Annotated in this window: 19 protein-coding genes and 1 pseudogene; 18 read left to right on the top strand and 2 right to left on the bottom strand. The window is 38.0% G+C overall.

Annotated elements, in window-relative coordinates:
- The first annotated feature begins 43 nt into the window (after positions 1-43).
- The 10 genes and pseudogenes from AB3Y88_RS11180 (at position 44) to istB (ending at position 10,716) form a co-directional block, all read left to right on the top strand.
- Positions 44-826: an RNA methyltransferase gene (locus AB3Y88_RS11180; RefSeq protein ID WP_228889640.1), complete on the top strand. Its 783-nt coding sequence runs from the start codon at positions 44-46 to the stop codon at positions 824-826.
- A 96-nt stretch (positions 827-922) separates the two neighbouring features.
- Positions 923-1,423 carry an HD domain-containing protein gene (locus tag AB3Y88_RS11185; RefSeq protein ID WP_056960957.1) on the top strand — a complete coding sequence of 167 codons (501 nt, stop codon included), beginning with the start codon at positions 923-925 and terminating at the stop codon, positions 1,421-1,423.
- Positions 1,424-1,501: 78 nt separating this feature from the next.
- Positions 1,502-1,840: a helix-turn-helix domain-containing protein gene (locus tag AB3Y88_RS11190; RefSeq protein WP_228889636.1), complete on the top strand. Its 339-nt coding sequence runs from the start codon at positions 1,502-1,504 to the stop codon at positions 1,838-1,840.
- Positions 1,841-2,177: 337 nt separating this feature from the next.
- Positions 2,178-3,224, top strand: coding sequence for a phenylalanine--tRNA ligase subunit alpha (gene pheS / locus AB3Y88_RS11195; RefSeq protein ID WP_228889634.1), 1,047 nt, complete (start codon positions 2,178-2,180; stop codon positions 3,222-3,224).
- Between the two features lie 7 nt (positions 3,225-3,231).
- Positions 3,232-5,643 carry a phenylalanine--tRNA ligase subunit beta gene (gene pheT, locus AB3Y88_RS11200; RefSeq protein WP_228889632.1) on the top strand — a complete coding sequence of 804 codons (2,412 nt, stop codon included), beginning with the start codon at positions 3,232-3,234 and terminating at the stop codon, positions 5,641-5,643.
- 412 nt (positions 5,644-6,055) lie between these two features.
- Entirely contained in the window at positions 6,056-7,135 is a 1,080-nt protein-coding gene (gene mltG, locus AB3Y88_RS11205; RefSeq protein WP_228889691.1) for an endolytic transglycosylase MltG, read from the top strand.
- Between the two features lie 46 nt (positions 7,136-7,181).
- Entirely contained in the window at positions 7,182-7,835 is a 654-nt protein-coding gene (udk, locus tag AB3Y88_RS11210; protein ID WP_054756154.1) for a uridine kinase, read from the top strand.
- A 34-nt stretch (positions 7,836-7,869) separates the two neighbouring features.
- Entirely contained in the window at positions 7,870-8,346 is a 477-nt protein-coding gene (gene greA, locus AB3Y88_RS11215) for a transcription elongation factor GreA (RefSeq protein WP_056960960.1), read from the top strand.
- A gap of 339 nt (positions 8,347-8,685) precedes the next feature.
- Positions 8,686-9,899: pseudogene (gene istA / locus AB3Y88_RS11220) on the top strand (IS21 family transposase).
- Entirely contained in the window at positions 9,886-10,716 is an 831-nt protein-coding gene (istB, locus tag AB3Y88_RS11225) for an IS21-like element helper ATPase IstB (protein WP_313819558.1), read from the top strand. Before istA ends, istB begins: the two are co-directional and overlap by 14 nt.
- Positions 10,717-10,719: 3 nt before the next feature.
- On the opposite strand, the gene AB3Y88_RS11230 is transcribed toward istB, so the two are convergent.
- The gene (locus tag AB3Y88_RS11230) at positions 10,720-11,418 is read right to left on the bottom strand and encodes a potassium channel family protein (protein WP_228887855.1); all 699 of its coding nucleotides are present in this window, start codon (positions 11,416-11,418) and stop codon (positions 10,720-10,722) included.
- 396 nt (positions 11,419-11,814) lie between these two features.
- On the opposite strand from AB3Y88_RS11230, the gene AB3Y88_RS11235 reads away from it, so the two are divergent.
- On the top strand, positions 11,815-12,237 hold the full coding sequence (locus tag AB3Y88_RS11235) for a hypothetical protein (RefSeq protein ID WP_228887856.1): 423 nt from the start codon (positions 11,815-11,817) through the stop codon (positions 12,235-12,237).
- 377 nt (positions 12,238-12,614) lie between these two features.
- Here the strand turns inward: AB3Y88_RS11235 and AB3Y88_RS11240 are convergent, their stop codons facing one another.
- Positions 12,615-13,460, bottom strand: a complete 846-nt coding sequence (locus tag AB3Y88_RS11240; protein ID WP_228887857.1) for a DNA-entry nuclease — start codon at positions 13,458-13,460, stop codon at positions 12,615-12,617.
- A gap of 986 nt (positions 13,461-14,446) precedes the next feature.
- Here AB3Y88_RS11240 and AB3Y88_RS11245 point away from each other — a divergent pair.
- From AB3Y88_RS11245 to AB3Y88_RS11275, 7 genes are all read left to right on the top strand, one after another.
- Positions 14,447-14,824 (top strand): RusA family crossover junction endodeoxyribonuclease, encoded by a 378-nt coding sequence (locus tag AB3Y88_RS11245; RefSeq protein ID WP_054756226.1) that lies wholly within the window; start codon positions 14,447-14,449, stop codon positions 14,822-14,824.
- On the top strand, positions 14,825-15,280 hold the full coding sequence (locus AB3Y88_RS11250) for a DUF3310 domain-containing protein (protein ID WP_156653514.1): 456 nt from the start codon (positions 14,825-14,827) through the stop codon (positions 15,278-15,280).
- 166 nt (positions 15,281-15,446) lie between these two features.
- Positions 15,447-15,905: a hypothetical protein gene (locus AB3Y88_RS11255; RefSeq protein WP_056960964.1), complete on the top strand. Its 459-nt coding sequence runs from the start codon at positions 15,447-15,449 to the stop codon at positions 15,903-15,905.
- Between the two features lie 9 nt (positions 15,906-15,914).
- Positions 15,915-16,343 carry a transcriptional regulator gene (locus tag AB3Y88_RS11260; RefSeq protein WP_228887858.1) on the top strand — a complete coding sequence of 143 codons (429 nt, stop codon included), beginning with the start codon at positions 15,915-15,917 and terminating at the stop codon, positions 16,341-16,343.
- Positions 16,344-16,538: 195 nt separating this feature from the next.
- Positions 16,539-17,753 (top strand): hypothetical protein, encoded by a 1,215-nt coding sequence (locus AB3Y88_RS11265; protein ID WP_228887859.1) that lies wholly within the window; start codon positions 16,539-16,541, stop codon positions 17,751-17,753.
- 17 nt (positions 17,754-17,770) lie between these two features.
- Positions 17,771-18,688, top strand: a complete 918-nt coding sequence (locus AB3Y88_RS11270; protein ID WP_228887860.1) for a terminase small subunit — start codon at positions 17,771-17,773, stop codon at positions 18,686-18,688.
- Positions 18,669-19,919 (top strand): PBSX family phage terminase large subunit, encoded by a 1,251-nt coding sequence (locus AB3Y88_RS11275; protein ID WP_261909407.1) that lies wholly within the window; start codon positions 18,669-18,671, stop codon positions 19,917-19,919. Before AB3Y88_RS11270 ends, AB3Y88_RS11275 begins: the two co-directional genes overlap by 20 nt.
- Positions 19,920-19,935 lie beyond the last annotated feature (16 nt).

Genomic DNA, 19,935 nt, shown 5'->3' on the forward strand with positions numbered 1-19,935 from the left:
ATGATATACTTACAGCGAGTCTAAAGAGTTAAAGAGGTAAAATATGGAAATTATACGATCTACGCAAAATAAGCAGGTTAAACTATGGCGCAAACTGGCAACAAAGAAGGGAAGAACGCTACAAAATAGCTATTTGCTGGATGGCTGGCATCTTGTAAAAGAGGCATTGTTGGCACAGCAAGAGATTAAGCAAGTGCTGCTTGTACCCGAATCTAAGTATGCAGAACGCTTTGCAGCCTTAAATCAGGATCAACTAGAGCCAATCCTAATTTCGGAGGAGGTCGCCAAGAGTCTCAGTGAAACGCAGAGTCCACAGGGAATCTTTGCGATTCTACCAATTAGTCAAGCAAAAGTTTCCTTTGCTGAAGAAAAAGAAGGAGCATGGTTATTGCTGGATGCGGTGCAAGATCCAGGCAATATCGGAACAATGGTTAGAACAGCGGATGCTGCCGGATTTCGCGGAGTTATCTTTGGTGAAAAGACAGCCGATCTTTACCAACCTAAAGTTGTCAGGGCGATGCAGGGAAGCCAGTTTCATATCAAGCTGTTGGAAGGTAACTTGGCTGATTATATTGCTGAAATGCGCCAACAAGCAATTCCGGTTTTCGGAACAGAACTGAATGAAGCTGCACGCAATTATCGACAAGTTGGTCAATTCAAAAGCTTCGGATTGATTATGGGCAATGAAGGCAACGGAATGGCACAAACACTGCTCAAGAAAACTACGGCTAATCTTTATATCCCACTTCAAGGTCAGGCTGAATCGCTTAATGTGGCAGTCGCTGCGGGAGTCTTGATGTTTCAATTAAAACAGCCTGATGTTTAAGTTTATTTAATGAAAAACAAAAAGAGGATTAATTTGATTGCAAATTGCGGCGATTCAGTTATGATGTAGGTAGACATAATTTAAGAGGGGTATTGCATGAAAAAAAGCGAATGGCATGATGATCAAGAATATTTACAGTACGTTGGCGATCTTTTAGCAACTCCTGAAGTTCAGCGGTTGGCTAATTTCAAACAGCATTATTTTTCTAATCGGCTGGAACACTCTATTTCTGTCTCATATGCAAGTTATTGTATTGCCAAAAAAATGCACTTGAATGCAAAAGCAACGGCACGCGCTGGTTTATTGCATGATTTGTTTTATTATGATTGGCGCACAACAAAGTTCAGCAATGGCACTCATGCATGGATTCATCCACGCATTGCTGTTAGAAATGCTGAAAAAATTACACATTTAACGAAAATGGAACGTGATATTATCATTAAACATATGTGGGGAGCAACAATTGCACCGCCACGTTACCTTGAAGGGTATATTGTAACTATGGTAGATAAGTATGAGGCTACCTCAGAAGTTAGTGTTCCCTTAATGTCACGTTATGAACATTTGTTAAAAGAACATTTAGGTTTTGCAAAATAAGACTTCGCCTTTTGTTTGACTGCGAAGTCTTTTTTGTGTAAGTTTAAAGATATAAAGACTTCAATGGGAGGTGAGAGAATGGTAAAAACAATAATTCCCTATGAGCAGTGCCCGCGCTTTGAAAAAACTTTTGGAATTCTTGGAAGAAAGTGGAATGGATTAATTATTGATGCACTTTTAACTGAAGGCTCGCAACGTTTTAGGGACCTCGCCAATATGGTTGATAAGTGCAGCGATCGTGTTCTAGTTGAGCGCTTGAAGGAACTTGAAGAAGAAGATCTGATTGAGCGTGTGCTCCAAGAGGAAAGTGCGCGGCCTGTTTATCGTCTCACTAAGCGTGGCAGGGATCTTTCACGAGTAATGAAAGATATTCATGAGTGGTCTGAAAAATGGTATACGTTGGAAGATTGTCAGTAAGACTTGACGACTTGGAATCCGGGGTATAGACTTGTTAAAGATAAAAACTATGACGAAAGCTAGTAGGAGTTTTTAAGGCAAAGAGAGGGGTACACTTTCTGCAAGTACTCTGCCGCAAAGACGCTGAATTTCACTTTCTGAGTTGCTGCCGGGATTCTTAAGGATGAATGGTATGTCGGACAATGTTCGTTAACATGCTGAGTGTCGAAAGGCTCTAGAGATAGCTTTTCGGAACAAGGGTGGTACCGCGTGGCCTCGTCCCTTTTTGGGGGGAGGCTTTTTTTGCGGCCAAAATTAAAATTATTGAAATTAATACTACATGAAGGAGTTGTGTTAGGTGGATTTAAAGGAAAGACTAAGTGAACTGAAGAAAGATGCCTTAGCAGAAATTACGAATGTTGATGATTTGAAAAAAATTAATGATATTCGGGTTAAACTTCTTGGCAAAAAAGGACCAATTACTGAAGTATTACGCGGAATGCGTGATGTTCCTGCAGACCAGCGACCACGAATCGGGAGTTTTGCTAATACGGTTCGTGATGAATTGACACGTGCACTTGCAGCGCGTAAGGAAAAGCTCGAAATTATTAAGACGGCGAAGAAACTTGAGAAAGAAAAAATCGATGTGACGCTGCCGGGAGTAGCAGTCAAAGTTGGGCAACCGCATATCATCGAACAGGTGATTGCACAGATCGAAAAACTTTTTCTTGGAATGGGTTACCAAATCGTTGATGGACCTGAGATTGAAGAAGATCATTATAACTTTGAAATGATGAACTTGCCCAAGGATCATCCCGCACGCGATATGCAAGATACGTTTTATATTACAGATCAAATTCTGATGCGAACACAAACGTCACCGGTCCAAGCAAGAACAATGGAAAAACATGACTTTACCAAGGGACCACTGAAGATGATTTCACCAGGAAAAGTTTACCGGCGTGATACAGACGATGCGACTCATTCACATCAATTTCATCAAGTTGAAGGTCTGGTAATTGATAAACATGTGACCATGGCTGATTTAAAGGGTACTTTGCAGACTTTAGCAAGAACAATTTTCGGTGAAAAGCGTGAGATTCGTCTGCGTCCTAGCTATTTTCCATTTACAGAACCTTCTGTGGAAGTCGATGTTTCTTGTTTTAAATGTGATGGTCAGGGTTGTGCAGTTTGCAAGCAGACTGGCTGGATTGAAGTCTTGGGTGCTGGGATGGTACATCCCAATGTCTTGAAAATGGGGGGGATTGATGCTGATGTGTACGGCGGTTTTGCTTTTGGACTTGGACCGGATCGGTTTGCAATGCTCAAATACGGTGTAGACGATATTCGCGAGTTCTATTTGAATGATGTACGCTTTTTGCAACAATTTTCACAGAAGGGATAGGTAATAGATGAAAGTTTCGACGAAGTGGCTCAGTGATTATATAACATTAGAGATTGCTCCACAGGAATTAGCGGAGAAAATTGAACGGACAGCGGTTGAAGTTGACGAAGTTACGCGGCTGTCAACCGGCTTAAAAAAGATTGTTGTTGGTTTTACTAAGGAAGTAACGCAACATCCAGAATCTGATCATCTACACCTGTGCCAAGTAGATGTTGGGGAAGCAGAGCCGCTACAGATTGTTTGCGGGGCACCGAATATTACTGCTGGCAAAAAAGTAATTGTGGCTTTGCCAAATTCACGAATTGCAGGCAATGTCAAAATTAAGCGTGGAAAACTACGCGGTGAATTGTCTGAAGGGATGATCTGTTCTTTACAGGAAATTGGATTTGCAGAAGGGGTAGTTCCAAAAGAATTTGCTGAAGGAATTTATTTTCTTCCGGATGATGCCCATGTGGGAGAACCAGTTTTTGATTATCTTGGAATGAATGAAGATGTAATTGATTTGGACGTTACCCCTAATCGTGCTGATATGTTAAGCATGCGTGGAACGGCGTACGAATTAGCGGCGATTTATAATAAGAAGTTAACGTTGCATCATCCTGCTCCAATGACTGAAAACCCAGCTGAGGTTAGCGCATATATCAAGCCAACTGCTGCACCAGAACTAGCCTCGACATATTTGATGCGAGTTATTAAAGACGTCACAGTCAAGCCCAGTCCGCAATGGCTCCAGACCCGTTTGTGGAATGCGGGTATCAGACCCACAAATAACTTGGTAGATGTTACAAATTATATTTTATTAGATTATGGGCAGCCGTTGCATGCTTTTGATCAAGATAAGCTTGTCGGAAAGAACATTCAAGTTCGCTTGGCAAAGCCAGGGGAAAAATTGATTACTCTGGATGAACAGGAACGTGAATTACGGACTACTGACATTGTGATTGCAGACGAAGCTGGTCCGGTTGCATTAGCTGGGACAATGGGTGGTCTGCGCACAGCGGTTGGTCCGAATACTACTACAGTAGTACTTGAGAGCGCCGTCTTTGATTCTTCTGCGATTCGTAAGACAGCACGCCGTCACAATCTGCATAGTGAAGCTTCAATGCGCTTTGAGCGTGGAATTAACCGTGCTACGGTTGCCGAAGCATTGGATGCTGCCGCTCAATTGATTGCACAGCTTGGAGACGGTACAGTAGTTGGTGGGCGTGCAGTTGCGACTAAAGAAGAAGTTAATTCAGTTTCAGTTGCAATCAGTCTTAAAAAGATTAACGATGTTTTAGGAACAAAGTTAAGCATGGAGACTGTCAAGGATATTTTTACGCGTCTTGATTTTACGGTGAGCGTAAGTGCTGCTGGTCAATTTGAAGTTCAGATTCCGCCGCATCGGTGGGACATCAGTATTCCGGCGGATCTAATTGAAGAAGTTGCACGTATTTACGGTTATGATAATTTGCCGGCGACGCTGCCAAAGGGCGAATTAACGCCTGGACATTATACGTACAAGCAGAGTGTGCTGCGTGCAGCGCGGCGTCTGCTTGAAGAAGCAGGTTTGACTCAAGCAATCTCTTATGGATTAACAACTCATGAAAAAGCTGCCCAGTTTATGATGGAAGCTTCAGAAGAAACCAAACTTGCATTTCCAATGAGTTCTGATCGAACCACCGTACGGATGAATCTAATCAGTGGGTTACTCGATGATATTGCGTACAATACTGCGCGAAAGGTCAATAATGTTGCGTTGTATGAACAAGGACGCGTCTTTTATCGCAGTGCAGGTAATGTGCGTCCACGCGAGGTCGAACATCTTGCGGGTGCAATGACCGGCTTGTTTAGAAATGATACCTGGTACGGTGCAAAGCAGCCAGTTGATTTCTACTTACTTAAAGGGATTGTTGAACATTTATTGAATTCGCTTGGAGTGAAAGATGTCCAGTTTAAGACAGCTACTGGACATGAAGAAATGCATCCTGGAAGAACCGCAGATATTTATGCAGCAGATAAATTCTTGGGCTTTTTAGGTGAAGTTCATCCTAATATTTGCAAAGAATATGCACTTAAAGCCACCTATGTTTTTGAACTTGATCTGCAGCAAATAATTGAGTTACCGAAGAAACAGGCTGTCTATACTCCAGTATCAAGATATCCTGAAATTACACGGGATGTGGCACTTGCAGTTGATCAGGAAGTTGAAAATGCTGCAATTGTGGACTTCATTAATGCAAAGAGTGGTAAATATCTTGTTAATGTTGAACTTTTTGATGTTTACGAAGGTGCGCACATTGCACCAGGCAAAAAGTCACTTGCATATAAATTGACATATCAGGATGAAAATACAACTCTTTCGGATGAGGTCGTGACGGCTGATTTTGAAAAAGTGATGACAAAAGTCAAAAGTGAATTTAACGCAGAGATCCGTTAATTTCTAAACAATTCTTGTAAGGCATCTGGGTTAATGCGGCTTGCCCAAAAACAAGAAAATCAATTTAACAAAAAATTTAAGAATGGACTAAATAAGGCGAAGCTAACAAGTTTGAGTGCAAATTGTTAACCTGACTATGTTGTCGAGGGTGCGTGGTTAGGCGAAAAATGCGACGATTAGTGCATTGTGCCAGATGTTAAGTAACTTAGGACAACGTCTATATGCAATAACTAAGGGACCTGATCAAAATTTTACTTTTGATCCAGTCCCTTAGTAGCATGGTTATGGGTGCAATTTGTACTATTCTTATGTATAATAAAAAAGATAGCTTTCGCGAGAATGGAGGGATATTTTGAATAACAAGAAAGATGATAAAGAGTTTGATAACCTCAATGGGCAGCCTCCTAAAAAAATCCTTGCAAATCGGATTGTGCGTGGAGTATTGATTGTTATCGCTCTTTTGGTCGTAGCGTTGGCATTCATTGGTTTTCGTTACTTTAATCGTGCCCAACAGCCGCTGGATCCTAACAGTAACAAGGTAATTGAGGTTAAGGTTCCAATCGGCAGTACGACCAAGCAAATTGGCAGTATCTTGGAAGAGAAGAAAGTTATTAAAAGTGGTTTTGTTTTTGATTACTATGTTAAAGCAAATAAATACACCCGTTTTAAGGCTGGTTATTATGAATTGAAACCCTCAATGACGCTTAAACAGATTGCTAAAAAGCTGCAAAAAGGCGGCGCCAGCCAGTCTTTAGAATCAGGTAAAACGTTAGTGCGTGAAGGTGTGACAGCCGATGAGATTGGCACGGTTATTCAAGCAAATACACGCTTTAAAAAGAGCGCCTTTTTGAAATTACTGAATGACCAAGCATTTTTAAACAAACTTAAAGCACAATACCCGGATCTGCTTTCTTCCGCAGTAGATGCCAAAAATGTGCGTTATAAACTTGAAGGGTATCTTTATCCGGCGACTTATTATGCAGGAAAGAATGTTACATTAGCGGAACTGGTCACTAAAATGGTTGCCAAAACTGATGAGATGCTGAAGCCGTATTACAGTACCATCAAAGAAAAGAAATGGACTGTGCAGCAGGTGTTGACCTTGGCTTCTTTAGTTGAACGCGAAGGTGTGACTACCAAGGACCGCTATTTAATTGCAGGTGTCTTTGAAAACCGGTTAGACAAGAATATGAAGATCCAGTCGGATATTTCTGTTTTGTATGCTTTGGGTAAGCATAAGTCGTCTGTAACTTATAAGGATCTGGAAGTCGATTCACCGTATAATTTATACAAAAATAGCGGTGTAGGTCCAGGACCATTTAATAATCCAAGTATTGATTCCGTAAAGGCAGTTCTTAACCCGACAGATCGCTCACAAGGATACTTGTATTTTATTGCAAATCTTAAGACGGGTAAGGTTTACTATTCTAAAACATATGCGGAGCACCAGCAGATGACGGAAAAATTACAAAAGGCTAATAGTTCAAATTAATACGGTTAAGTAAGCATTAAAGAATATATATTAGGGGCTCAGTGTGATGGCAGAACAGGAACAAAGAAAACGACCAGTTATTATCGGTGTGACAGGTGGCTCAGGGAGTGGGAAGACGGCAGTTAGCCGGGCTGTTTTTGAACAATTGCATAATAATTCGCTTTTAGTACTGCAAGAAGACTCTTACTATAATGATCAAGCTGAGATGAGCTTTGAGGAGCGATTAAAAGTTAATTATGATCATCCTGCGGCATTTGATACGGACCTGTTAATTAACCAATTACAAGAGCTGCTAGCTTGGAAAACAGTCAAGGTCCCAGTCTATGATTATAAGGCACATACGCGCTCGAAGAACTTTATCTTGCAAGCGCCAAAGGAAGTCATTATAATTGAGGGAATTCTGGTGTTAAATGATCCGCGACTACGGCAACTGATGGATATTAAAGTTTTTGTAGATACGGATGATGACATCAGAATTATCAGAAGAATCAGGCGTGACACTGAACAACGTGGTCGTTCGCTGCAGTCAATAATTCAACAGTATTTACGGACAGTTAAACCAATGTACCATCAGTTTATTGAACCAACCAAGCGTTATGCAGATTTAATTATCCCTGAAGGAGGAGAGAATCAGGTCGCAATTGACCTGCTTTCTACTAAGATCAGAGATGTTTTGCGTCATAATCGCAAGACACAGTAAAAGTAAAATTTTGAAATTGAGAGGGGACTTAAAGATGGCTGAAGAAAAAACTTATCCGATGACGCTTGAAGGAAAGCAAAAGCTTGAGGAAGAATTAAATACTTTAAAAACGGCAAAACGTGCAGAGGTCATTCAGCGAATTAAAATTGCTAGGGGTTTTGGCGATCTTTCTGAAAATTCAGAATATGAATCCGCCAAAGATGAGCAGTCTTTTGTTGAGGGTAGGATTAAGACCCTTGAACAGATGCTTAATCATGCTGAGATAATTGATAATGGCGATATTGCCGCTGACGAAATTGCTGTCGGCAAGACCGTTACTTTCAAAGAATTACCAGATGAAGAGCCTGAAACGTACACAATCGTTGGGGCGGCAGAAGCTGATCCATTTTCAGGCAAGATTTCCAACGAATCGCCAATTGCAAAGGGGCTCGTTGGTCACAAGCTAGGTGAAGATGTTGAGATTGAGACTCCTGGTGGTACCATGAAAGTTAAGATCGTCGAAGTTAAATAATTTATTTTCAAAGTATCAAAAAAGAGCATGTCAAAGTTGATGTTTTTCAACTGGGGCATGCTCTTTTAAAATGTTTTTGCTGTATTGTTTTTTAAGTGTTTTTGAGTTGTCTATTAGAAGTAACACCGCTAATATTACAGCTATTTATGTTGTTTAATTTCCCGAAGTTCTTTTTTTAATTCGTTGTTATCTTCTACTAATTCATCTAGTTTTTTTAGTATCTTTTGGTTGGATGTCAGCAACGGTTGTAAAATGTTGGAAAATACCGATTAGAAAATGTCGGTTTTCCAACATTTTTTTACGGTAAAATAAACGCATCTCAAATTTGGAGGAACTGAAATGCGTTTAGATGTTGAGCAGTGTGTCCAGCAATATATTATGAACAAAATAAAGCCCAACTTCGCTGAAATTGGTCGGCGATACGGTGTTGATCCACGAACGGTAAAAAGATACTACAATTTAGGGCTTACGCCCCCAGATGAGCAGCCACAACCCTTACGGCGGCCGAGTAAACTTGACGATTATCGAAAAACGATTGAAGAAAAGGTTCTAGAAGGCTGTTCGGCAACGGCAATTTATTACTTTATCAAAGAACGTGGCTATCAAGGAAAGCAAAGTATTCTCAGAGACTATTGTCGAACCATCAGAAAAGCCGCAACGAAAAAAGCCACTATCCGGATTGAAACCTCGCCAGGGATTTCAGCCCAGGTTGATTGGAAAGAAGATTTAACGTTGGTTTCTCGGCATGGAGAGATTGTCAAAGGCAACATCTTCTTATATGTTTTAGGGTACTCGCGAATGAAATACATGCAATTTACCTTCAGTCGCAGCCAAATTACCTTTTTTGATTGCTTAACTAATGCCTTTTGGGCAACCGGGGTGTGCCGAAAGAAATCTGGTTTGACAACCAAAAGGTTGTCGTCGATCATCATAAAAGTAATTTTGGTAAGCCGGTATTTAATGAAACCTTCGTTGAATACGCTAAGGACGCTGGTTTCAAGCCAATTGCTTGTCGACCGTTTCGGCCACAAACCAAAGGAAAGGTTGAGGCGCTGGCCAGAACTACTCAGCGAATCAAAGTTTACAACCATGAGTTTGAAGAGCCGCTAGACTTAGCCGAGATCGTCCATTTGACGTGTGATCAGCTGAATCATGAGAAGTCTCAGGCGACTCAAATTCCGCCTTATTTATTGCTTGATAAAGAAAAAGAGTATCTCCAGGATTTTGATCACGACTTACTCGATGCCTATGCCAGCCAAACCATCGCAAGGAAAGTTAGCAAGGAATCAATGATTGTCTTTCAAAATCGGAAATACTCCGTCCCCATAAGATATATTGACGAAACCGTACAAATTAAACACGATGACAATACTCTATACATTTATTATAACGGAGAATTAATTCGTTCTCACCCTATTTCACTGAAAAGATTTACTTACCTTCGCGATGACATGGAAGAGATTGTCCGATCAGACCTTTATAAGAATCGTGATGACCGAGTCATTGATGATTACGTCGACCGAAACCTGAAGATGTTTGATGAAATGGAGTGAGAAAATGGCCAATTACCAAGCTTTATACACCAACCTTAGACAATTAAAGTTAGATCGTTTCGCCGAACATTTAGGCTACCTATTGGATCATCAAGATGAAGCACCCAAGTCCTTGAGTGATGCCTTATTCGAATTGACAACGGCTGAGCTTAAATACCGGGAACAAAAAAAGATTAATTTGAGAATTAAACTAGCCCGCTTTCCATATGAAAAAACGTTAGCTGACTTTGACTTTAGTTATCAACCGGGAATTAACCAAGGGATAATTGAGGACTTGGGATCACTAAGATTCACCCAAGAGAATCAAAACGTTTTGTTTATCGGCACCTCCGGTGTCGGTAAAACTCACCTAGCCACCGCCATTGGAATTGAAGGGTGTAAACAAGGAATTTCAACGCAGTTTATTCGATGTAGCGACCTCATCAACAAGCTTCAAACAGCACAAGTTCAAGGCCGGAGCGAAGAAGTGCTACGCCGGTATGCCCGTTTTCAAATTCTAATCATTGATGAGATTGGTTATCTTCCAATTGAGTCAGTGGGCGCTAAGCTGTTTTTTCAGTTAATTGAAAGACGATACGAACGGAAATCAACCATTATCACCACTAATATTCCGCTTTCTAAGTGGGGAAACACCTTTTCAGATAAGATGTTAGCTAACGCCATTTTAGATCGCTTGGTTCATCACGCTAAAGTTATCCGAATCACTGGTCGATCATATCGAATGAAAGATCATTTAATTGAAAAGAAGGATAATTCCGGACCTGATTTATCAGGTTTCAACGCACAAAATAAAGAAAGGAGCAGTGAGACACTGTAAACTTTATCGGTAAAAAACAGCATTTTTTAATCGGCAAAAAACTACATTTTCACATCGGCGTTGACAGTTGGAATCTTCTTCATGTGTAAAAAAAGTTGTTAATGAGCTGGTCAGCATACTAATAAAGCCAATTCCAACAAACATTAGTAATATCGCTGCTAATTTACCTACCGGAGTATGTGGAGAAATATCACCATAACCTACAGTAGTTGCAGTTGCAATCGCCCACCAAAGTGACTCACCTAGAGGAACACTTTCAGCAAGAGAATATAGAACGGCTGCAATTATTAGAATGAAAAGAGAGACAATTATTAAATATATCAAACCGTTTGTTTTTAGAAAGTTCTTTGCATTTTTTTGTAATTTTCCAGTTAAACCGATTAGGCGGACGACTCTAAAAATTTTAGCAACTCTAGTTATTCGAACTATGCGTGCAAGACGAGCAATCCTAAAAAAAGAAAAGAAAGAACCGATTGGAATAATCGCCAATAAGTCAAAAAAGTTATCTTTGAAAAAAGAAACCCTGTTTTTGGCAATGATTAGGCGTATAAGATAATCGATGGTAAATAGCCCCAAAATAGTATTATCAATGTAGCAGTAGGGCGAAGAATCAATGCTAATAGCATTAGCATAGTCCATGATGACCAGGGCAATTGAAATTAGCGCTAAAAATGCAATTCCAAAAGTATAAAGCTTTTTCATAGTGTGAGACCTCTTCAAAGAAACTGAAATAATTATGCGTAATAGGATAGGTTAAAAATAAAATACAAGAATACATTTTAAAGTATATTCTTTTTAGCATAAAAGTTCACGTTGTGCTATCATTTAACTTATTTTTATAGGTGTTTTTATATTTTTAATGTAAAAAGTATTTATTACCATTTACAAATTATGCCATTGGGTTTATCATAGATTGTACAGTTGATTCCTTTCCTTGTAATTAGCTGTCCTTAGCACTAGATTTCGACATTTCCCATGTGGTCTGCCTCTTACTGGAGGCAGGCTTTTTTATTTTCAAAACAATTTTGGACGCGCTTATCAATTTAATTATTTACAAATCGAACAAGTGTTCGTATAATTAAGTCGAGGGGTGATTAAATGAGGAAAAAAGATGAGTATCGTGATTATTCTTTGAGAAAAAAGCCGATTACGGAACAAGAAGCACGTTTCTTTTTTGATCACTATTATCAGGATCGGGGAATGTTGAAGTGGCAAGGATTTTATTTGAGTGATCATACTGCAGCAATGAAACAAGAAGATCAAACTGTTCAAGTTGTTCCACAAGAGGAGCAGTCTCTAGCTTTGATTTCAAAACGCTTAAAACTCAGTTGGCAGTACCAAAAAGCGGTCGTCTTACAGTTACGGGAAATCTCGCATGATAATGTTTTGTGTCAATTGAAGGGGATCGTGACCGGATATAATGAGGAGAAGATTATCATTAGGAGTAATGAAGGAACACTGCATTCAATTGATTTGGAAGAAATTAGAAATGTTGGCTTATTAAAGACAAATGGAGGCTGATATTGATCGTTAATCAATAAAGTAAGCCACTTGTAGTGGGAGACCATGTAGCCTGCTTTGGGGCTGAGCTGTACAAATTTAATTATGAATTGAAGATTTCATATAGATATTAACAAAAAGACCTGATACTGATGTTTTGCACCAATGTCAGATCTTTTTAAATTAATGCTTATTTTATATTTGCTCGTGTTTTTCCAGATACAGCATCATTTGTAAATGTAATTTCAAAATTAACCCAAGGTTACCATTAATTCCAGATGAATAAGTCCATATTTCATCTGATTGTCCAGCAATCTTTGATGAGCTGTACTCATTGGGCTTTCAAAATTTATTTTTGTTAAACAAATTGATAATAATAGAAATTACGTACTGAAATGTTAGCGTAAAGATTTTCTATAGCCAGCAGCCTGTGCATCTGCCTCGCTATTAAAATAAACAGCGTTAGCAGAATTCATATGATATCCTGCTTGACCTGGTACATGATAAATATGAGATTGGGAATTTCCAATAATTTGGCCAGACGTTCCTGTATAAACACTTCCAGTGTTATTATTAGCATTTGAAGCTTGTGCAACAGAGGAAGAAGCAGCTGCTTGTGATTGCTGAGCTGCGATGCTAGAAGATTCTGCAGCTTTGGATGATTCAGCAGCCTTGGATGATTCAACTGCAATGCTGGAAGATACAGCTTCTTTTGAAGACTGCTCAGCAGCTTGTTTCGAAGATTCAGCGGCAGTTGATGAAGATGAGGCAGCAGCTATGCTTGAGTCTTTTGCTTTGGATTCACTTTCAGCTATAGAGGCAGCTGATACAGAAGAAGCTTTGGCTTTAGATTCAGCCTCAACCTTGTCCTTATTGGAAGAAGATGTAGCTCTTTTTTTCGCAATGTTATTTTTCTTATGTATACTACCCGCACTTTTAGTTGTTTGTGTTGTTTTAGGTTCAGTACTAGTATGTGTCTCAGGGCTTTTGGTAGCACCTGCAACTATTGAAGATCCAAGTAGAACTAAAAGAAAAGGTGTTAATAACTTAAGAAACCCCGTTCTATACTTTTTATTTGTATGACATATTATGAAAAAAACAATATAACAAATTAATAATAAAGAACCGACAGTAACCGCAAATCCATACGGAAAAATTTCGAAAACAAGGAAACCTAGCACAAAAGTAGATATTAGTTTATGTGTTTTCCCCAATTGTAGCAATTTGGCAAAGATATCTTTCATTTTGCTTCCCCCAAAAATTTCAGCTTTTAGAGTCATCAGGTTTTGGACTTAACTTTTTCTTAATAAATTTAATATAGCACAATGGTAAGTAATTAAAAGTATTTAGCACAAGATATGTTTTAACTTCCGCAAAACAAAGAATATTTAAGTGTTATTGGCACTGATGGTATCGCTTTCTTTAGTACTTAACGGATCATAGCTTATTTTTTTAAGAACAAGGAAAAGTAATTTTTACTAATTTTACTGAATTAAATCCCAATATAATTTTACGTTTAGCAATGGACAAATCGGCAATATGAGAACCTATCATAAAAGTGGTTTTGCGAATATCACGAATAAACTTCTACGCCGGTATTTGCTAACACAGATAAATTTGAAGTAATTTACCATGTACATTCCAGTACATTAGCAAGTTCAAACGATAGGATAGAGTAACAGTAGCCTAATAAAATAACCTCACACTTATTTGTGTGGGCCTTTTTTTTGTAAAAAAATATTCCTAACTATACTGGAAGATACTAATTTTTTATACTTCAGTGTACCAAAAATGTGACGCTTTTTTATAAATTAACGTAAGACAACACAAGTTAAAAAATATGAACGCCTTTATATCAGCATTTATAGCAGTTATTGCCTCAGCCGAATTAGTATAATAAAGATTTGGCTGAAGGTGTAACTATAATAAAAAATAATGTTTACTATTAATAAAAGCAATCTTTAACTATCAGCTTGAGAAAGCTCAGGAATAACATTTTGTTCGTTACAGTCTATCGGCTCAAGACAACTCAATACAAGTAAGAAAATACTGTCACACCAACACGCCACCATTCTTTCTCTAGCTTCCATGTGGGAGTAGCTAGAGAAAGAGAATGGAAGCAGAGCGAATGAGAGAATAAAAACTAAAAAGTAAGGAATTGTTTTAAGTAAAAAAATAACATCCAGAAGGTGTGAAGTTGACAAGAAAACCACTGGAGTTTTTTATCCCAATGAAAAAAATTCCGACCGTAACTCATCAGGAAAAACAGGTTGCTGTTATCAAAGGTAAGCCACATTTTTACGAGCCGCCAGAATTACAAGCGGCCCGGTCGTTAATTACTGACAGCCTTGGAAGGTTTGCACCGAAGGAACCGTTTCCCGGCAAAGTCAGATTACTAGTGAAATATTGTTATCTTGCAACCGGTAAACATAAGAAAGGTGAGTACAAACGGACTAAGCCTGATCTGGATAACAATATGAAATTGCTGCAGGATTGCATGACTCAATTAGGATTTTGGAAAGATGATATGTACATTGTCAGTTTGATTGCTGAAAAGTTTTGGGCGGATTTACCTGGTATTTATATCAAGATCGAGGAAGTGAGTTGAATGAACTGGAATGATGTTTTTCAAGATATTCAAAAGTGGATGGCAGCTTCCAATGAAGTCATGCGGACCTACCCACTAACTAGCTCGGAATATTGGAGATGGTTAGTCGGGTCTCTGGGACATTTGGAGCAAAAGTACAATAGTCACCCGCTGGTAGTAAATTTATGTATCGCGTTGTTCGATTATCAAGACAGAAATTATAAAGCGATGGAGAGTGAGGGAATGAGTAAATTACGCCTAGATTATTACAAAGGCAAAAACGGCGATGACTTGTTCTGGTTCTTTGAAACTTTTCTGCCTAAACAATGGGTAATCGGATTTTACGTGCTAAATGTGATCAAGTATGTAGTCAGGCACGAGGGCAAGAATGGCGTTGAGGACTTAGGGAAAGCCAAGACTTATGTTGAACGGCTAGTGGAGTTTGAAAAGGGGGAAGCTGATGAGAAAAAGAGCTAGGAATCATAGATTGTTAGTATTTACAAGCCAAATGAGTCAAATAATTAATCGAGAGTTTGATAGAGGCACTGCCTTATGCCACATAGATTGAAAGTAAAGCATTATAAAACAAGGCTCACTATATATGAGCCACAAGGAAAGAGGCTGAATTGAAGGTGGAATGGGAATGAAAATAATATCAATGTTATTAGTTGCAATTCTTCTACTAGGTAATTTACGAGGGTGGGAACAAAAACTTGTAAATCCTAAAAAGCAAAAAGTAAAAGTACTGGATAGATTGACCACTGCCTATTCAGAAACAGCCAACATTGAAGAGTTTATTACTAAGATTAATTCAGCGAGCTGCCTAGGCTTTATATTTTATTTTCTGTCGCTTCTCATTGTTGCTTTTAACGTCAACGACAAAATTTCTATCGTTGTTGCCATCGGGATAATAGTAATTGAAGTAGCAGAGGCTTTTGTAAGAACTGGCAGAAATGAGTACATGAAAAACGCGGGTAAGACAAAGAATGAGGTTTTAGAAGCTACAGTAAACGAAGGCTATCAAATTAAATTTATTGCAGTTGAATTAATCGAAACCATAGCATTTGTTTATCTAATAGTTATGTTGTTTCAAAGTTTGTGAGGTGTAAGAGTGAAAAAGTCAACGATTAGAAAGATTGAGGATATACTTAGGGACTATCCAAAGATTGATAAGTACATCGAAGCACGTGAAATGGAGTTAAGATATCCAGTTAAACCAGCAGATGAAAATATTGGAGGTGGAAAGGCAGAAAACAAAAGACCCGAGGTAGTGGAGAGAATGATCATTACCATTGATGAAGATAGGGCGTTAAATTCATTGAAGAAACAACGAGATGTAATTGATAACTGCTTAGAGGAGGCTAGGGAGGATACTGAAAGGATTATACAAGAAATGTATTTTAGCAGGCGACCACAATTTACCATGAATGGATTAGTACAAAATAACATAGTAGGTGTAGGGTTACGGAAAGCTTATGCACTAAGGAATTCCTTTATTGAAAAAGTAGCCAAAGAACTTGGATTATATGATATTTTTTAATCATGCAAAAAGTTGACAAAACTAAAGCCTATTTTCGTATTAAAATGGTATTGTGCCAAAGTTGGTACAACTTTATCTCCCCCAGAGATAATTATTTTAACGATGGCGTTCAGAAATGGACGCTATTTTTGTTTACTTTTTTAGACATTAGAGGTTTAATTTTAACTGTTAAAATAATTTTAGAGGAGAATTAAATTGAATTTTATAAAATATATTTGTAATTCTTTTCCACCTCGTTTGAAGCGGAAAATAGCAAATTCTTTGAAGAATAATGACTTGATAGAAATTTTTAAATTAAACACCAAAATTTCAGATACATTAATTAAAATTGGTATATTAACTTTTTTTAATGTTATTTTAAATTTTATGTTAAAAACTAAAATATATCATACACACCAAATATTATTTAGAACCAGTGTTATAGTTATTTCTATTATTATTCTTGTACTTCTAAGTTATTTACAATATTTGATTATCGTATTATCTAAAAAAATATCGGATAAAAAGAAGTTGGTTCCTGCTGTCAATAAAGCAAAATATTTGAAATCTTTAATTGATTATCAAAGATTAATGTACACAGCAATCTGTGTACTATTAGTGGTTCTTGTTGTATGTTTTTTAAAACAATTTCATTATATTGCTTTGGGTAGCGTAGATGCCCTAACTGTAGCTGGATTTATAACAGCGATTATTTTTCTTATGAAATTAGATGCAAAATTCGAAGAAATTTGTGCAAAATATTTTACAGATAATTATTTAGATTACAAATATACAGTGTACGAAGCATTAATTGGAAAAGCTGATGGCTTAAGTGATGACCTAGAGTCGGAGTATAATTACATCGAAAATGATGTGCTTAATGATACCAACTCAGCACAGGGCTGGATAAATTGGCGGATATTATTTTCGGCAGCAATTGGTTTCTTATTCCCAGCTATATTATTTACTATAGTGTTTGTGATTGAAAATGGAGATTATGGGTCTTTAGCAAATTGGGTTAGCGGTATAGGATCTATTAGTACAGCTGTACTTTCTTTAATGTTAGCTTTCGACAAGAGTAATAGTGAAAAAAAAGAAAAAGCATTAAAATTAGAACATGAAATATCAAAATTAGATAGAATTAGTGAAAGCATTAAAACTGCCAGAAGCTATGAAAAGAAAGATGCCTCGTATACACTGAAAGAAGTTTGGAAAGATCAGATGCCTAATTTATTTATGCTATTTCAAATATTAACGAAAGAGTGTTATAGTGCTGAGGCAAATTCTGTTAAATTATTTATTGAGTATATAAATAATCATGATAATAATCAACTGAATGATTTAAATGACCAGTTAGCTCGGCCCATGTTAAAACTAGGCACAATTATTAATGAAAAAAATAAAGTGCTCCGAAACAAATATGGTAAGTAAGGTGGTGGTGATATGACATGACAAAACAAGAGCAGGCTAAAAAAGACTATTTGGCAGGTATGAAGTACAAAGATATTGCTGCTAAGAATGAAATACCTATCAACACCTTAAAGTCTTGGAAGAATAGATATGGTTGGCAAAGGGGTGCACCTGTTAAAAAAAGTATGCACACAAAACCGAAAAAAGGTGCACACAAAATTACAAAGATTGCAGTCGAAAAAATAACAGATAATGATGAACTGACAGAAAAACGAAAACGTTTCTGTCTTTTTTATTTGCAACGATTTAACGCAACATGGGCATATCGACAAGCTTATGGGTGTAGTTATGAAGTTGCAATGGTTGAAGGACATAGACTCCTAGGAATTCCTAAGATTAAAACGATGCTTACAGAATTAAAGAAACAGCAGTCGCAAGAGCTTTATGTTGATGCTAATGATATTCTCCAAGGGTATCTCAATCAAGCTACAGCGGACGTTACAGACGTTGTTGAGTTTGAGACTGTTAAGCGACTAAAGTGGCAAAAGGACTACTCAAAAGATGGTAAATATGGTCCAAAAAGTAATCCTTATGATTATGTTCCTGTCATTGATCCAGATACCGGAAAACAGGATTTCTACTATGAACAGATTGTTAAAATGCGTAACAGCAAAGAAATTGATACTTCTAATATCAAGTCAATCAGGATTGATAAAGGCGAGGCAGTCGTTGAAATGTATGACAAGCAGAAAGCGATGAAAGAGTTGCTTGAACGATTGCCTGCTTTAGATGAATTAAGCAAGCAGAAGGAACGCAAGCTAAAAGCTGAAGCAGACATCGCAAAGGCTAAGGCACATATCCTTAATGATAAGGGTGATGATACTGAAGCTAAGGTATCTAAGCTGTTAGACAAGATAGATGACGCAATCGAAGGGAATGATAACAACGATAACTGATTTGTATTCACCTAAACAAATAGACGTGATGAAGACGGTGCTTCATCGTCACGATTGGCGATTGCTGATTAATTACGGTGCTGTGCGTTCTGGTAAAACAGTTATTGATAATGATATTTTCCTGATGGAGTTGCGTCGAGTACGTATGCTAGCAGACAAGGTAGACGTAGCTGAGCCAATGTATATTCTAGCTGGTTATTCCAGCAAGTCGTTGCAAAATAACGTGCTACAGGAAATATCGAACAAGTATGGCATTGAATTTAAGTTTGATAAGCATGGTTCGTTTGTTTTGTTTGGCGTTAAGATTGTGCAGACGTTTACTGGTTCAATCGCTGGGCTAGGTGCCATTCGTGGTATGACTAGTTTTGGAGCATATGTGAACGAAGCATCCCTTGCTAACGAAGAAGTGTTTAATGAAATTCTTAATCGTTGTTCTGCTAAAGATGCACGTATCATCTGTGATACTAACCCTGATGTACCAACTCATTACTTAAAGAAAGACTACATTGATAATCAGGATCCTAAAGCTGGTGTAGTAAGCTTTCATTTTACGATTGATGATAACAAGTTTTTAGATGCTAAATACGTTCAGAATATGAAGGCCGGAACGCCTACAGGAATGTTCTATGATCGTAGCATTTTGGGGTTGTGGGTGTCTGGTGACGGAATGGTGTATCAAGACTTCGACAAGGACACGATGATTATTCCACGAGATAAACTTCCAAATGATCTTAAGTATTATGTTGGTGTCGATTGGGGCTATGAGCATAAGGGTACAATCGTTGTGCTTGGTGATGATAAGGACGGTAATACTTACCTAGTAGAGGAACATACAAAACAGTATAAGGAAATTGATTATTGGGTGAGTGTGGCAAAGGACATTCAGAAAAGATACGGGAAAAGAGTCAAATTTTGGGCTGATTCAGCTCGCCCAGAGCATGTTTCGAGATTTAAAAGAGAATTCATAGATTGTTTCAACGCAAAGAAAAGTGTTATTTCAGGTATTGAATCGGTGGCCAAGTTGATAAAAACTGGTCACTTTTTTGTTGTGGAAGAATCAATTGAAAGTTTTCTTGATGAGATTTACCAGTATGTGTGGGATGAAAAGAGCGGTTTACCAGTCAAAGAAAATGATGATGTTATGGATGCCATTCGTTATGCGATCTACAACACACATGAACGTATCAAAGCTAAGGTTACTAAGAAACCTAGCTTCTTTTATAGAAATTAACGATAGATTGGAGATG

Source organism: Liquorilactobacillus satsumensis, from assembly GCF_964065465.1.
GTDB lineage: Bacteria > Bacillota > Bacilli > Lactobacillales > Lactobacillaceae > Liquorilactobacillus > Liquorilactobacillus satsumensis.

Bases quoted from the DNA above. Each gene is read 5' to 3' on its own strand.
- AB3Y88_RS11255 (WP_056960964.1), top strand. From the start codon at position 15,447: ATGAAAATAATATCAATGTTATTAGTTGCAATTCTTCTACTAGGTAAT.
- greA (WP_056960960.1), top strand. From the start codon at position 7,870: ATGGCTGAAGAAAAAACTTATCCGATGACGCTTGAAGGAAAGCAAAAG.
- AB3Y88_RS11230 (WP_228887855.1), bottom strand. From the start codon at position 11,418: ATGAAAAAGCTTTATACTTTTGGAATTGCATTTTTAGCGCTAATTTCA.
- AB3Y88_RS11250 (WP_156653514.1), top strand. From the start codon at position 14,825: ATGAACTGGAATGATGTTTTTCAAGATATTCAAAAGTGGATGGCAGCT.
- AB3Y88_RS11180 (WP_228889640.1), top strand. From the start codon at position 44: ATGGAAATTATACGATCTACGCAAAATAAGCAGGTTAAACTATGGCGC.
- udk (WP_054756154.1), top strand. From the start codon at position 7,182: ATGGCAGAACAGGAACAAAGAAAACGACCAGTTATTATCGGTGTGACA.
- AB3Y88_RS11245 (WP_054756226.1), top strand. From the start codon at position 14,447: ATGAAAAAAATTCCGACCGTAACTCATCAGGAAAAACAGGTTGCTGTT.
- AB3Y88_RS11235 (WP_228887856.1), top strand. From the start codon at position 11,815: ATGAGGAAAAAAGATGAGTATCGTGATTATTCTTTGAGAAAAAAGCCG.
- AB3Y88_RS11185 (WP_056960957.1), top strand. From the start codon at position 923: ATGAAAAAAAGCGAATGGCATGATGATCAAGAATATTTACAGTACGTT.
- pheT (WP_228889632.1), top strand. From the start codon at position 3,232: ATGAAAGTTTCGACGAAGTGGCTCAGTGATTATATAACATTAGAGATT.
- istB (WP_313819558.1), top strand. From the start codon at position 9,886: ATGAAATGGAGTGAGAAAATGGCCAATTACCAAGCTTTATACACCAAC.
- AB3Y88_RS11240 (WP_228887857.1), bottom strand. From the start codon at position 13,460: ATGAAAGATATCTTTGCCAAATTGCTACAATTGGGGAAAACACATAAA.
- AB3Y88_RS11270 (WP_228887860.1), top strand. From the start codon at position 17,771: ATGACAAAACAAGAGCAGGCTAAAAAAGACTATTTGGCAGGTATGAAG.
- AB3Y88_RS11190 (WP_228889636.1), top strand. From the start codon at position 1,502: ATGGTAAAAACAATAATTCCCTATGAGCAGTGCCCGCGCTTTGAAAAA.
- AB3Y88_RS11275 (WP_261909407.1), top strand. From the start codon at position 18,669: ATGATAACAACGATAACTGATTTGTATTCACCTAAACAAATAGACGTG.